The sequence below is a fragment of the Actinotalea sp. C106 genome (assembly GCF_023630195.1).
Taxonomy (GTDB): Bacteria; Actinomycetota; Actinomycetes; order Actinomycetales; family Cellulomonadaceae; genus Actinotalea.
Genome location: NZ_JALPKN010000068.1, coordinates 1 through 12,823, shown reverse-complemented (window position 1 = coordinate 12,823; position 12,823 = coordinate 1). Strand labels below are relative to the sequence as shown.

The window sequence follows — 12,823 nt, the reverse complement described above, 5'->3', positions numbered from 1 at the left end:
CGGCGGCGGGTCTGGCTCACGCGGCGTGGCCGATGACCCTGCACGGGGCCGTGGTGTGCCGGAGCGAGGGCGAGCTGCAGCTGGTGCACCGGCGCGAGTGGTGGCTGCGCGGGCGGCGTCCGGTGCACTCGATCGAACGCACCGTGCTGCCCCTGGCGCGGGTGGACGAGGTCACGACCGGTGAGCACCCGCGGTACGCCGGAGTAATCGAGGTCACCGTGCGCCTCGGGGAGACCTCCCTCGTGCTGCCGGTCCCGGCGACGTCCGGGGCGGCGACGCAGCTCCCTGAGGCCCTGCGGCGTGGCGCGGCGTGAGGCGGACGACCTGAACGTCCTCGGCTGCAGCCGCTAGGTTCGGGGGCATGGAGAACCACGTCCGCTGGGGAATCATCGGGGTCGGCGACGTCACCGAGGTCAAGAGCGGGCCGGCCTTCCAGCAGGCCGAGAGCTCATCCCTGGTGGCCGTCATGCGCCGCGACGGCGCCAAGGCCGCGGACTACGCGCGCCGGCACGGGGTCCCGCGCTGGTACGACGACGGCGACGCACTCCTGGCTGACCCCGAGGTCGACGCCGTCTACGTCGCGACCCCGCCGGACTCCCACGCCGACTACGTGCTGCGGGCCGCCGCCGCGGGCAAGCCCGTGTACGTCGAGAAGCCGATGGCCCGCACGGCCGCCGAGTGCACGTCGATGATCGACGCCTGCGCCGCGGCCGGGGTGCCCCTGCACGTGGCCTACTACCGGCGGGCCATGCCCCGGTTCGACCGCGTCGCGGAGCTGCTGCGCGACGGCACGATCGGTGAGCCGCGGGCCGTCACGGTGCGCCTGCTCAAGCGGGCCGAGACCTGGCCCGAGGGGCAGGCGCCCTGGCGCGTGCGCCCCGAGATCTCGGGCGGCGGGCTGCTGGTCGACCTCGGCTCGCACACCCTGGACCTGCTCGACCACCTGCTCGGCCCGGTGACCTCGGTGACCGGGACGGCCGCCAACCGCGGTCGCCACCACGCGGCCGAGGACGTCGTCACCGCCTCGTTCCGGCACACCTCGGGGGTCGACGGGGTCGGGCTGTGGTGCTTCGACGCCGGCCAGGAGCTCGACGAGGTCGAGATCGTCGGCAGCCGGGGCAGCGTGGCCTTCAGCTCCCTGGGTGAGGAGCCCCTGCGGATCCGCACCGCCGCGGGGGAGCAGCGGGTCGAGGCGCCCTACCCCACGCCCGTGCAGCTGCCCCTGGTGCAGGCCGTCGTCGACTCCCTGCTCGGCCGTGGCGAGAGCCCCAGCACGGGGGAGAGCGCGCTGCGGACCGCGCGGGTGGTCGACGCCCTGCTGGCGGGGTACCGCTCCGAGGTCGCCGGGGCCGGGCCGGGGGCCGCCCGGGACAAGGGTGGCGAGCGCCCGCCGCCCGTGGATAATCGTGTGCCGTGAGCGACCACGCGGCCCCGCCCCCGTCTGCCCGGGACGGTGGCCAGGTGCACGGGGAGACGGCGGCCCCGGCCGAGGAGCCGGTGAGCGCCGCCCTGCGCGACGCCAAGGCCCGCGCCCGATCGACGCACTACACGGTGGGCACGTTGCGGGCGGACCCGGACGGCACCCTGTGGCTCGAGTGCTCGTGCGGCACGGTGCTGCGGAACGGCCCCACGTGGACCATCGACGAGCACGTGCGGCTGCACCGGGCCGAGGCCAAGTACCTCGAGCTCTCGACCGCCGCGCCGGCGGGCATCCCCCGACTCATCGAACCGCGGTACTGATCATGGGGGCATCAGGGCCAGGCGCCGCACGTCACGGATCGGCATCGCCTCGGCGCGCCGGGATCGCGTCGATGCCTCACCCTGGGAGGGTTCTCCGAGACACGGAGTGGACCCTCGACCAGAACTTCAGGAGGTGCGCGTGACCGGCGACCGCGCCCGGCGAACCTCGTCCGGCAGCACCCTCCGCCTGGTCGGTGGGGCTGGCCCCGACGGGCCTGACGAGCCTCAGGACGCGGACCTCCCCGAGGACGACGCCGACAGCCTGGTCCTCCCCGGCCAGCGGCAGTCCGTCGCCGTGGGTCGGCACTGGGTGGTCAGCACCGCCGCCGCGCGAGGGATCACGGGGATGGCCAACCAGGTGCTCGAGCTCCTCTCGAGCGAGCTGCTCGCCAACGCCGTGCTGCACGGACCGCAGGGCGTCGCGATCGGCGTCCAGATGCGGCACACCGAGACCGCGGTGCGCGTCTCGGTCAGCGACGCGAGCGCGACCAACCCGGTCGTGATGCACAACGGCCCCTCCGCCCCGAACGGCCGCGGCATGGCGATCGTCGAGGCGATGTCCAGCCGGTGGGGCGTCGAGGAGCACGCCGAGGGCGGCAAGACCGTCTGGTACGAGCTCGAGCTCGACGAGTTCTGAGCCAGTACCCCTCCGCGGCCGAGGCTCAGGACCTGCCCGGCCGACGCGTCATCTCCGTCCGCCTCCTCACCCCGCAGACGACCGTGGGGCCGGTCCCGCTCGGTTGAGCGGGACCGGCCCCACGGCGTCTACCGGTGGAGCTGGGTCAGGTCATCGACCCCACGGGCCCCAGGAGATCACCCTGACCTGCTTGGTCACCGAGGAGGCTGCGACCTCGTCGTTGCCCGTGTAGGTCACCGTGAGCTCGTGGGTGCCCGGTGCGAGGACCGGGGGCAGGACGGCCACGGCCACCCCGGACCGGCCGCGGGCCACCACGCGCGCCCCGCCCAGCACGTCGCCGTCCGAGGAGACCTCGACCCGGCCGCTGGGGGTAGGCCCGTCGGTGCGGACCGTCGCGACCACCGGGACCGGCAGGCCGTACAGCGCCGTGCCGGGCACGGCGGCCTTGAGCACGGACTCGGCGAGCTCGGGCTCCTCGACCACCTCGACGGTGACGACCTCGGAGGTCGAGGCCGCCCAGGCTCCGCTGTCCGGTTCGTAGACCGCCACGAGGTCGTGGCTGCCGACCGCGAGGGTCGTCTCGAGGGTGGCGACCCCCTCCTCGACCGGCGCCGTGCCGAGCTCGGTCTCCCCGTCGAGGAAGCGCACCTGGCCGGTGGCGGCCGCGGGCTCGACGGTCGCGGTCAGGGTGACCTCGCCCGTGCTGAGGTCCCCGTCGACCGCGAGGGCGGTGGTGGTCTCGGTGACCGTGCCCGTGGTCACGTCGACCACCTGGGCGCGCTCGCCGCGGGGGTTGAGCGGCTGCAGCAGGAGCAGACGCTCGTCCTCGTCGCCAGCGCGGTGCACCGTGAACGGGCTGCCCTCCTCGCCGACGAACCACAGCGAGTCCTCGCTGCCCTCGCCGGCCTCGAACCAGAGCGACGGGGCGAAGGGGTCCGCCGTGAAGGGCTCGACCTCGTCGACGATCCCCGTGGCGTCGGGGGCGTACGGCGAGTACGTCGAGACGCCGAAGGTCGGGGTGTCCCCGGCGGTGATGCCCACGGCCTCCAGCCCGAGCGGGACCACGGCGACGTTGCTGTCGAAGACCGTCGTCATGGTGTCGGCCCACAGGCCGTTGACCGGGGAGAGCTCGAGCAGCTCGCCCAGGCTGTACCCCGAGGCCTCGTCGTACCCGAGGGCGTAGGTCTCGACGGTGGTGAAGTCGAGGTCGGGGGCGTACTTCCAGACGTAGGTCTCGAGGTCCCAGATCCCGTCACCGTCGATGTCGGTGTTGACGATCGGCACCACGTTGGTGCCCAGGCTGGCCCACTCGCCCTGGGTCGCGATGCCCACCCCGATCGAGCCGGTCGCCGGGTCCTGACCGGCGGCCTCGAGCTGCGGGGCCGTCGAGGAGAGGCCGACGTACCGCAGGTCGGCCGCGGCCACCGAGGAGGCCGAGGTGCCCGTGGCCGGGTCGTCCTCGAGCCGCGGGCTCTCGGCCACCAGCTCGAAGGGGGCGACCAGGGAGGTCCACCCGCCGGCGTCGACGCCACGACCGGCCAGGGTCAGCGGTGCGGAGTCCGAGCCCTCGAAGACCGTGACGGGCTGGGCCTCGAGGTCGCTGACCAGGCGCGGTGCGGCGTGCACCGGGACCCGGAGCTCGCCCTCGCCACCCTCGGGGGTGAGCACGAGCCGACCCGAGACGGCGGCCACGAACTCCCGCGGGATCGGGATGCCGAGGTCGTAGGCCTCCTGCGATGTCGGGTCGATCTCCCGCTCGAGGGAGGCCGGGTCGGCGGTGAGGGTCACGGTGACCGTGGCGCTGCCGCCGGCCGGGACGGTGATGCTCGCCGGGGCGGCCGTGATGCTCGCTCCGCCTGCGGACGTGGCCTGCGAGACCGAGGTCGCGTAGGTACGGGCGGTGTCACCGGTGTTGCGAACCGTGACGGTCCTCCGGTCGACGAGGGTCTCGGCGCCGACGTCGACCACGCCGAAGGTCACCGAGACCAGGTCGGCGTCGTCGGTGGCGAAGGCGAGCACCTCGGTGGAGGCGGCGTCGAGGGCGTCGACCCGCCCCGAGCCGACCCGCTCGGGCCCGTAGACGGGACCGCTCTGGTCGAGGTCGCTGAACACGTCGTGGGTCGCTGTGTTCATCACGGCGCTCTTGACCTGCTGCGGGGTCCAGCCCGGGTGGGCCTGGGCCACGAGGGCCGCGATGCCCGCGACGTGCGGGGCGGACATCGACGTGCCGGTCTTGGTGCTGGCCCCGGTGCCCGAGCCCGAGGACGCCGAGGAGATCAGCGTGCCGGGGGCGGCGACGTCGGGCTTGAGGACGCCCAGGGAGCCGTGCACCCCGCGCGAGGAGCTGTCGGCCAGGGTGTCGGCCAGGGACTCGTCGGTCACGAAGGCCGCGTTGGCCAGCGAGGGGCCGACCGTGGCGACGACCCCGCCGGCCTGGATGGCCGGCAGCAGGGCGTCGGTCGAGGCCGCGGTCAGCTGGGCCCCGGGGATCCCCTCGTTGCCCGCGATGCCGGCGCTGAACACCGGGAGCTCGGTGCCGATGAGGACCCCGGCAGCGCCGGCAGCCTCGGCGTTGTTCCAGCGGACGATGCTTCCGCAGGCGCGGCTGGTGTCGTCGTCGTCCCAGGAGAGCCAGACGATGGAACCGGCGGCCTGGTCGGCGTAGGCGTCGAGGGGCTCGCAGCCCGTGACCCCGTCGCCCAGGTAGACCACCGGAGCGGTGACGTCCTCGGTGCCGGTGTAGTAGATGCTGTTCTGGGCGGCGTGCGAGCCGACGAGCGCCGCGTCGGGGGCCTCGACGACCTCGATCGCGTCGTACGTCTGGGTGTCGGCGACCGAGTTCGCGACGGTCAGCGCGCTGCGGGCGTTGCCCGGGCTGCCGCCGATGTCGGTCACGTCGCCGCCGTTGCCCGAGGAGATCACCGCGAGCACGCCCAGGTCGGCGAGACGGTCGATGAAGAGGTTCTCGGGGTCGTCGGCCGGGCTGGTGTCCGAGCCGACCGAGAGGTTCACGATGTCGAGACGGTCGTTGTAGTCGAAGTCACCGTTCGGGTCGGCGGCCCACTCGAGGGCGTCGATCACCAGGCCGGTGCTGCCGCCGTTGTCGCCGAAGACCTTGAGGGCGTAGACCCCGGCCTCGGGGGCGGTGCCGGGCCCGACCTCCCAGTCGGTCAGGTCCAGCGAGGTCGCGTAGTCCTCGCGGAAGGTCGTGCCGTCGGCCTGGACGCCGAAGCCCGCGGCCGAGCCGGCGACGTGGGTCCCGTGGCCGCCGTTGGGGCTCGCGTCGGGGGCGTCGATCGGGTTGGCGTCGGGGGTCGGGACCGTCGTGGCGCCCGGAGCGGTGGCCGCGGGGTCCGCGTTGTAGTCGGGGCCGGCGAAGTCCCAGCCGCCCAGGTACTTGGTGGGGTCGAGGAGGTCCTCGGGCACCGGTCCGGTGCCGTCCTCGCCGTAGGCCGCGGCGTAGGCCTCGGCGGTCCCGGGCCCGCCGAAGCTGGCGTGGGTGTAGTCGAGCCCGGTGTCGATGACCCCGATGGTCACGTCCTGACCCGTGAGACCGGTGGCCTCCCAGGTCTGCTGGGCCCGCGTGAAGACGTCGGCCCCCTTGTTGGTGGGCTCCTTGGGGACCACCAGGTGCACGGCGCTCACGCCGTCCTCGCCGGCGAGGGCACGGATGCGGGCGGCGTCGCCGCTGACGGTGATCCCGGCCACGAGGTTCGCCGTGACGGACAGGCGCGTGGGCTCGTCGCTCGCGGCGCTGCGCGCCCCGGGACTCGCTGCGGTCGCCTCCTGGGGGACGACCTCCTCGGCGAGGGCCTCGACCTCGTCGACCGCGGCCTCGACGTCGGCCCCGGCCTCGGCGGCCTCGATGCCCGAGGGGGAGTCGAGCTGCACGAAGGCGGTGACCTGCCCCTCGGCCTCGAGGAGCGCCGGGGAGACGTCCCCGGCCGAGCCGCCCCAGGCGTCCGCGAGCCGTTGGGCGGTGCCCCCGGGGCGGTTCAGGTCAGCGCCGGTGGCGAGCTCGGCGCCCTCTCCGGTGGGTGGTGGTGGTTCGGGGGCCGGGGCCGCGTGGGCGGTCCCGAGGGTCAGCGGGACGGTCAGGGCGGCGCAGGTGACGGCGGCCAGGACGGGACGACGACGGCTCACAGAGCTCTCCACTCTCGGCGTGGCGGATGTGCTGAGCCGGGAGGTCGTGGAGGTCGGTCGAGCTACTGGCGCTGCCCCCCACGGCGACACGACGGCTCGCGACGCACAGTAGGACGGCGGGTGAAGATCTCGGGTGAAGTAGGGCTGTCTCGGCGTGTCGTAGTTGCTGTGACTCGCGGGATTCTCAGCAGGCGGCGAGCAGGCTCTCGAGCTCGCGGACCGGGGCGAACTCGGGACCCGGGCCGCCGAAGAAGCAGCGGCAGGGGCCGTCGAGATGGATGAACCCGGTCGACGGGCGCGCGGCGCAGGGGACCGGCCCCGAGCGCGCCGTGAGGGCGAGGACGACACCCTCGGGTGCGGTCGTGGCGAGAGGAGCGGTATCACCGACCAGGTTCGTGTTCACGCTCACAGGATCGGCCCGTGGGGCCGGGTCTTGAGGCAAGGCACGCAGGAGTCGTGCAGGATTCACCCACTTGTCTGTACCAGAACTGTAGTGCTACGTTGCTACAGAACTAATACAGAAAGAGGGAGTCATGCAGACGATCATCTTCGCGGGGGTCTTCACGGTCATCGCCGTGGCGACGTGGGTGTGGTTCCAGACCCCCAGCACCGCGATGCGCGCAGCGCACGGGTACGCCCGCAAGGTCGACCTGGCCCTCGAGGGGGAGGCGGGCGAGCGGGTCGCCGAGCGGTTCGCGCACCGCGAGCGGGCCGGTGCCGTCGGTGCGGTCCTCGGGATCTGGCTCGCGGTGCTCGCGATCGCGCTCGGCCCCGGGCTCGCTCATGAGTACTCGAGCTACGGGGTCATCGGTGTCGTGATGGGCTTCTTTGCCGGCCACGCCGCGGGCTACGGCGTCGTGGCTTGGCGCGAGTCGTTGCGCCCCGCCCCGGACGGCGCGCGCCTGGCCCGCGCCTCGACCCCGACCGTCGAGGACTACGTCGCCCCGCACGAGCGCCGCGGTGCCTGGGTGGCCGCGGGGGTCTCGGTGCTCACCGCGGTGGGGGTCGTCGCCGTGCACGCCGGAGGCGTCATGGATCTCGGTCCGGTGCCTTGGGGGGCGGTCGTCTTCGCCGTCCTGGTCCCACCGCTCGCAGTGGTCCTGGAGGAGGTGGCCGCCCGCAGGTTGGTGGAGCAGCGTCAGGTTGCAGCAAGCACCCTCGAGCTCGCCTGGGACGACGCGCTGCGCGCCCGGACCCTGCGGGACCTCGTCACGGTCCCGCTCGTCGTCGGGGTGTTCGGCCCGATCGGGCTCCTCGGCATCGTCGGGGACGGTCTCGAGGGCGGCTGGCCCGCGAACCCCGCGGTCGGCCTCGTCGGTGGTCTGTTCATGGTGCTGCTAGGGGCGCTCGCGGTCACCGCCATGATCAGCATCGCTCTCGACCCCCAGGGCCACGTGCGCCGCCGGCTGTGGCCGGTCCGCGAGGACGGGGTGCGCCGGTGATCGTCGTGGACCCGACCTCGCACGTGCCGCCCTACGAGCAGGTGCGGCAGCAGGTCGAGATGATGGCCGAGGAGGGGGTCATGCCCCCGGGGCACCGGCTGCCGACCGTGCGCCGGCTCGCCGACGACCTCGGCCTGGCGGCCAACACCGTGGCCCGGGCCTACCGCGAGCTCGAGCAGGCCGGGGTCGTCGAGACCCAGGGGCGTCGGGGCACCTTCGTCGCGGTCCGCGGCGCCGACCGTGACCGCGAGGCCCAGGTCGCTGCACGCCAGTACGTGCGCCGCGTCCGCGAGCTGGGACTCGACACCGAGCGCGCCGTCAGCCTGGTGCGGACCGCCCTCGAGGGGTGAGGTTCAGCGCGCGTAGCGCTCGACGAAGGCCGTGAGGATCTTCGGCGGCTCGTCGACCTGCGCGCCCTGCACCGCCGCGACGACGTCGTCCAGCTCGTCCGGGGAGAAGTAGCCCGCGTGCTGGTAGATGCGGACCCGTTCGACGATCCCCGGCACGTCGAGCTCGGGGTGGAACTGGGTCGCGTAGAGGTTCTGCCGCAGCCGGAAGGCCTGCACGGGGCAGGACGGCGACGTCGCGAGCACCACGGCCCCCGGGGGAGGGGTGCGGATGGCCTCCTTGTGCCCGACGAAGGCCGGGAAGGTGCTGTCCAGCCCGCCGAAGACCGGGTCCGCGCGCCCGGCCTCGGTGAGGGTGATCGGTGCGGCTCCGACCGGCTCGCCGTAGGTGCGGTCGACCACCCCGCCCTGGTGGACCCCGAGGGTGCCCACCCCGTAGCAGGCGCCCAGGAAGGGCAGGTCCCGGGCGACGATCTCGTCGAGCAGGCGGCCGAGCTCGGCCTCGACGCGGTGCTGCACCGCGGACTTCTGCTCGTCCGGGTCGCTCGTCGTGAAGGGGCTGCCGCCCAGCACGATCCCGGAGTAGGAGTCGAGGTCCACCGGGGGCAGGGGTCCGGCCTCGAGCCGCACGTGGTCGAGCTCGGCCGGGTCCAGGCCTCCGAAGCGGGCGATCGCCGCGTGCTCGCTCGCCGCCGCAGCGTCCTCGGCGCGGGTCGAGATGAGCAGGAAGGGCTTCACGTCGTGACCCTAGCCGCAGCGGGGGCTAGCGGCCGCCGGGCATGGAGGGTAGTGTCGTACTCGAAGTTGCAGTGCTTGCACGTCTTGAGTGCACTGGGCCCCGGTCCGGTGCATGAATTCCTTACCAGGAGCGGACGACGAACACCGCGATTGACTCGGTCCCGACACGCGGGTCCGTCCGACCTCCTGAAGGAGATTCTCATGGCTACTGGCACCGTGAAGTGGTTCAACGCCGAAAAGGGCTTCGGCTTCATCGCTCCCGACGACGGCGGCGCCGACGTCTTCGCCCACTACTCGGCGATCACGACGAGCGGCTACCGCACGCTCGAGGAGAACCAGAAGGTTGAGTTCGAGGTGAACCAGGGCCCCAAGGGTCCCCAGGCCGCGAACATCACGCCGCTCTGATCCTCGTGCTTCGGGCTCCGGCCCGCTGAACGACACCACGAAAGCCCCGGTCCTCGCGACCGGGGCTTTCGTGCGTCTGCCCCCGGTCGGGGCTGCCAAGCGCCAACTACTTGCAGTAACGGAAAGTAGTTGCCAACATGGGGACATGAGTTCGCCGATGGATCCCCACGCAGCCCGTTCAGCCCTCGACGGCGCCGCCTCGTCCGCCGAGCGCGTCCGCAGCCGTGCCCGCTGGCTCAGCACCTACATGGGCGCCTTCGCCGTGGGCTTCGCGATCCTCACCCTGGTCATCGGCCTCGTCGAGCCCCCGGTCCTGCGGTACGCGGGCTTCCTCGGCGGCTGGGCCGTCTTCACCGCTGTCATGGTGCTGTGGGCCCGTCGTCAGCCGGCCCACCTGCGTGGCTCGGCGCGGCGCATGGCCCCGGCCTGGGGACTGACCGCGGCGGCCTACGGGATCGCGATCGCGGTGGGGACGCCGGCCCGGCTCGGCGACGTCGCGTACTGGTCCGTGGCCGCCGTCGTCGTCGCGACGCCGCTCGCGGTCGGGGCGCTGCGGGAGCGCCGCGCATGAGCCACCCCCGTCATGCGCTCGACGACCTGCTCGTTCACGCGGTGCGGTTCTCGATCGTCGCCGCCCTGCACGGGGTCGAGAAGGCCGAGTTCGCCCTGGTGCGGGACAGCGTCGAGATCACCGACTCGACGCTGTCCAAGCAGGTGGCCCTGCTCGAGACGGCGGGCTACGTCGCCGTCGAGAAGGGCCGCGTCGGGCGTCGGCCCCGTACCTGGCTCAGCCTCACGCCTGACGGGGTGGAGGGCTACCGGCGGCACCTGGAAGCGCTTCGGGCCATCGCCGGGAAGGGCTGAGCACCCCCGGGAGGCCGTCGCGCGGAGGTTTGGCGGCGTACATCGCGGCGTCGGCTGCCGCGATCAGGGCCTCGGTGGTGGCCGGGCCGGCCCCCTCACCCTCCAACGCACCGGTGGTGGCGACCCCGACGGTCGCGCCGCACCTGACTGAGGTGCCGTCCGGCAGGAGGTAGGCCGGGGCGAGAGCCGCGAGGACCCGCTCGTCCGGACGATCCGTGGGCGCGGCCGCCTCGTGCACGACGAGGAACTCGTCCCCGCCGAGGCGCGCGACCACGTCGGCCTCCGGGACGGCCTGCGTCAGTCGACGGGCCGCCTCGACCAGCACCGTGTCACCGACCTGGTGACCGTAGCGGTCGTTGACGAGCTTGAAGTCCTCGAGGTCGACGTACGTGGCGATCAGCCTTCCGCCCGAGTGCCGCACCCGGGCCAGGGCGGCCCGCAGCAGCAGGTCCAGCAGGCGCCGGTTGGCCAGGCCTGTCAGCGGATCACGCAGGGCGAGGTGCGCCAGGTCGGACTGCAACCCCCGGATCTCGGTCACGTCCCGGGCGACGCCCTGCAGGCCGTCGGGCAGGCGCGTCATCTGCACCTCGAGCACCACCCACGTGCCGTCGGGTCGACGCAGCCGCAGGTCGTAGCGCTCGGGCAGGGCCAGGCCGGCCATCGCGTCGTCGAGCAGCTCCCGGCCGTCCTCGTCGACCACGGCCACCAGGTGCTCGAGGTCCGCGCCGAAGTCCTCGCCCGACCAGCCCGTCAGGGTCAGGACCGAGGGGCTCAGGTAGCTCAGCCGCGGTTCTGGGGCGGCGGTGAACCGCCACACCACGTCGGCCGACCGGTCGGCCAGGTCGCGGAAGTGCGCCTCGCTCACCGCGAGCTGCTCCTCGGCACGATGCCTGTCGGTGACGTCTCGGCCGACCGCGAGGACCTGGGGCCCGTCCGGTCCGGGGAGCCACCGGTCGGCCCACTCGACCCAGCGGTCGGGGACGTGGGGCGCGGGACGCGGGACGGGGTCGTAGAGGAACGGGGCGTCCGGGCCCAGCCGCTCGAGCTGGGTGTGCAGCCCCTCGACCTCGGCGGGGGAGAGCAGCTCCTCGAGCCTGCGTCCGACGAGCTCGTCCGGGGTCGCCTCGTGCTGGGCGGCCCAGGACGCGTTGCAGTAGACGAGCACCAGGTCAGACACGCGGTAGCGGGCGATGCGTTCGCTGAGCAGGTCGAGGATCTCGGTGAGGTCCTCGGAGCCCGAGGCCTCGGGCACGCCGGAGTCGGGCACGACGGCGGACCCCCTCGGTTGGTCAGGGCGATGACTGGCGGTCCGGGTCAGGGTCGGCCTCGACCCTGACCCTGCGGGACCTCCGCCGGCCCGCGTCCCGTTCCGTCAGCCGGTCGGGGTCGTGACACGGGTCACTCGGCGCGGCGATCGTACCTGCCTGCCGCGGCCACGGAACGGGACCTCGCGGGGCGTCTCAGGTGTTGAGGAAGCTCGCCGGGTCGTCGTCCGAGCCCTCGAGGTCCGGGGGGCCGTGCTGCAGGTTCTGCTCCTCCGGGCCGTCGGTCTCCTCGACCTCGCCGCCCACCTCGTCGACCGAGGGGTCCTCGAGGGAGTCGGGGCCGCCCGGGGCTGAGCCGGTCAGCGGCGGGTCCTCGTCGGGGCTGCGGTGCTGGTGGTCCGTCATGGTTCCTCCGTGGGTGGGATGTCACGACGGTAGGCCGGTCCACGAGGTTCCGCGCGTCGGCCTGCAAGGACTGCCCTCGTCGCGACACAGTGTCGGGTAGTGGACCGTCGACCCCGGGGAGCGGCAGTGCGAGACGACGCCTGGTTCGAGGCGCTCTTCCGCGAGCACTCGACGGCCGTGCACAGGTACTTCGCGCGCCGTGCCGCGCACGACGACGTGCAGGACCTCACCGCCGACGTCCTGGTGACCGCCTGGCGTCGTCGTGAGGCGGTCCCCGAGGGTGCCGAGCTGCCCTGGCTCTACCGGACCGCGGGCTACGTGCTCGCCAACCACCGTCGCAAGGCTCGGGCGATCCCCGTCCAGGAGCTCCCCGAGGAGGTCGACGACGCCGACCCTGCCCACCTGACCCTGGCTGACGAGCAGGTGCGGAGCGCCCTGGCGGCCCTGTCCGCGCGGGACCGCAGGATCCTGCTGCTGCACTCGTGGGAGGGGGTCGAGGGAGACGCCCTCGCCCAGGTGCTCGGGATCAGCCGAGGGGGCGCCGACGCCGCCCTCTCCCGCGCCCGTGCCCGGCTCCGCGAGGTCTGGGCCCAGCAGGACGCCCCCGAGCCCGCGGACCCCCGTGACGACCAGCCAGGCTCCCGCGAGGGCTCCGCTGCAAGCCCGAGCGCCGGGACGACACAGACGGGGTGACGCACCCGCGTCCCGGTCCTCTGGAGGTCATCGTGAACGACCACCCCCCCACCCAGGGAGACGACGTCGCACTCGCCCGGCTGCGCGGCGCCGATCCCGCGGCCACCGCCGAGCCCGACCCGTCCGCGCTGCGGGAGGCCGTCC

General features: G+C 73.6%; 15 protein-coding genes. 10 read left to right on the top strand and 5 right to left on the bottom strand.

What is annotated here, in order from left to right; translation table 11 throughout:
- The 4 genes from L0B03_RS06830 to L0B03_RS06815 form a co-directional block, all read left to right on the top strand.
- On the top strand, positions 1-314 hold a 314-nt coding region (locus tag L0B03_RS06830; protein ID WP_250445038.1), incomplete at its 5' end, for a hypothetical protein.
- Between the two features lie 47 nt (positions 315-361).
- Positions 362-1,417: a Gfo/Idh/MocA family protein gene (locus L0B03_RS06825; RefSeq protein ID WP_250445036.1), complete on the top strand. Its 1,056-nt coding sequence runs from the start codon at positions 362-364 to the stop codon at positions 1,415-1,417.
- Positions 1,414-1,740 (top strand): hypothetical protein, encoded by a 327-nt coding sequence (locus L0B03_RS06820; protein WP_250445035.1) that lies wholly within the window; start codon positions 1,414-1,416, stop codon positions 1,738-1,740. Before L0B03_RS06825 ends, L0B03_RS06820 begins: the two co-directional genes overlap by 4 nt.
- A gap of 139 nt (positions 1,741-1,879) precedes the next feature.
- Positions 1,880-2,377, top strand: coding sequence for an ATP-binding protein (locus tag L0B03_RS06815; protein ID WP_250445034.1), 498 nt, complete (start codon positions 1,880-1,882; stop codon positions 2,375-2,377).
- Between the two features lie 150 nt (positions 2,378-2,527).
- Here the strand turns inward: L0B03_RS06815 and L0B03_RS06810 are convergent, their stop codons facing one another.
- Together L0B03_RS06810 and L0B03_RS06805 are read right to left on the bottom strand one after the other, a co-directional pair.
- Positions 2,528-6,520, bottom strand: a complete 3,993-nt coding sequence (locus L0B03_RS06810; RefSeq protein ID WP_250445033.1) for a S8 family serine peptidase — start codon at positions 6,518-6,520, stop codon at positions 2,528-2,530.
- A 184-nt stretch (positions 6,521-6,704) separates the two neighbouring features.
- On the bottom strand, positions 6,705-6,923 hold the full coding sequence (locus L0B03_RS06805) for a hypothetical protein (protein WP_250445032.1): 219 nt from the start codon (positions 6,921-6,923) through the stop codon (positions 6,705-6,707).
- Between the two features lie 130 nt (positions 6,924-7,053).
- Between L0B03_RS06805 and L0B03_RS06800 the strand changes: the two genes are divergently transcribed.
- Complete coding sequence (locus L0B03_RS06800) at positions 7,054-7,962, top strand: hypothetical protein (protein WP_250445031.1); 909 nt, start codon at positions 7,054-7,056, stop codon at positions 7,960-7,962.
- Positions 7,959-8,312, top strand: a complete 354-nt coding sequence (locus L0B03_RS06795; protein ID WP_250445030.1) for a GntR family transcriptional regulator — start codon at positions 7,959-7,961, stop codon at positions 8,310-8,312. Before L0B03_RS06800 ends, L0B03_RS06795 begins: the two co-directional genes overlap by 4 nt.
- A gap of 3 nt (positions 8,313-8,315) precedes the next feature.
- Here the strand turns inward: L0B03_RS06795 and L0B03_RS06790 are convergent, their stop codons facing one another.
- Positions 8,316-9,047 carry a glutamine amidotransferase gene (locus L0B03_RS06790; RefSeq protein WP_250445029.1) on the bottom strand — a complete coding sequence of 244 codons (732 nt, stop codon included), beginning with the start codon at positions 9,045-9,047 and terminating at the stop codon, positions 8,316-8,318.
- A gap of 201 nt (positions 9,048-9,248) precedes the next feature.
- Between L0B03_RS06790 and L0B03_RS06785 the strand changes: the two genes are divergently transcribed.
- The 3 genes from L0B03_RS06785 (at position 9,249) to L0B03_RS06775 (ending at position 10,316) form a co-directional block, all read left to right on the top strand.
- The gene (locus L0B03_RS06785) at positions 9,249-9,452 is read left to right on the top strand and encodes a cold-shock protein (RefSeq protein ID WP_208056700.1); all 204 of its coding nucleotides are present in this window, start codon (positions 9,249-9,251) and stop codon (positions 9,450-9,452) included.
- Positions 9,453-9,597: 145 nt separating this feature from the next.
- Entirely contained in the window at positions 9,598-10,023 is a 426-nt protein-coding gene (locus L0B03_RS06780; RefSeq protein WP_250445027.1) for a hypothetical protein, read from the top strand.
- Positions 10,020-10,316, top strand: a complete 297-nt coding sequence (locus L0B03_RS06775) for a transcriptional regulator (protein WP_250445026.1) — start codon at positions 10,020-10,022, stop codon at positions 10,314-10,316. The genes L0B03_RS06780 and L0B03_RS06775 overlap by 4 nt, the downstream gene beginning before the upstream one ends.
- Here L0B03_RS06775 and L0B03_RS06770 read toward each other — a convergent pair.
- Together L0B03_RS06770 and L0B03_RS06765 are read right to left on the bottom strand one after the other, a co-directional pair.
- Positions 10,246-11,583 carry a diguanylate cyclase domain-containing protein gene (locus L0B03_RS06770; RefSeq protein ID WP_250445025.1) on the bottom strand — a complete coding sequence of 446 codons (1,338 nt, stop codon included), beginning with the start codon at positions 11,581-11,583 and terminating at the stop codon, positions 10,246-10,248. The two genes, L0B03_RS06775 and L0B03_RS06770, sit on opposite strands and share 71 nt — an antisense overlap.
- 193 nt (positions 11,584-11,776) lie before the next feature.
- Entirely contained in the window at positions 11,777-11,986 is a 210-nt protein-coding gene (locus L0B03_RS06765) for a hypothetical protein (RefSeq protein ID WP_250445024.1), read from the bottom strand.
- Positions 11,987-12,112: 126 nt separating this feature from the next.
- On the opposite strand from L0B03_RS06765, the gene L0B03_RS06760 reads away from it, so the two are divergent.
- On the top strand, positions 12,113-12,679 hold the full coding sequence (locus L0B03_RS06760; RefSeq protein ID WP_308200011.1) for a sigma-70 family RNA polymerase sigma factor: 567 nt from the start codon (positions 12,113-12,115) through the stop codon (positions 12,677-12,679).
- The last annotated feature ends 144 nt before the right edge of the window (positions 12,680-12,823 follow it).

Excerpts from the sequence above, each read along its gene's own strand:
- L0B03_RS06780 (WP_250445027.1), top strand. The coding sequence starts at position 9,598 with ATGAGTTCGCCGATGGATCCCCACGCAGCCCGTTCAGCCCTCGACGGC.
- L0B03_RS06775 (WP_250445026.1), top strand. The coding sequence starts at position 10,020 with ATGAGCCACCCCCGTCATGCGCTCGACGACCTGCTCGTTCACGCGGTG.
- L0B03_RS06800 (WP_250445031.1), top strand. The coding sequence starts at position 7,054 with ATGCAGACGATCATCTTCGCGGGGGTCTTCACGGTCATCGCCGTGGCG.
- L0B03_RS06785 (WP_208056700.1), top strand. The coding sequence starts at position 9,249 with ATGGCTACTGGCACCGTGAAGTGGTTCAACGCCGAAAAGGGCTTCGGC.
- L0B03_RS06765 (WP_250445024.1), bottom strand. The coding sequence starts at position 11,986 with ATGACGGACCACCAGCACCGCAGCCCCGACGAGGACCCGCCGCTGACC.
- L0B03_RS06825 (WP_250445036.1), top strand. The coding sequence starts at position 362 with ATGGAGAACCACGTCCGCTGGGGAATCATCGGGGTCGGCGACGTCACC.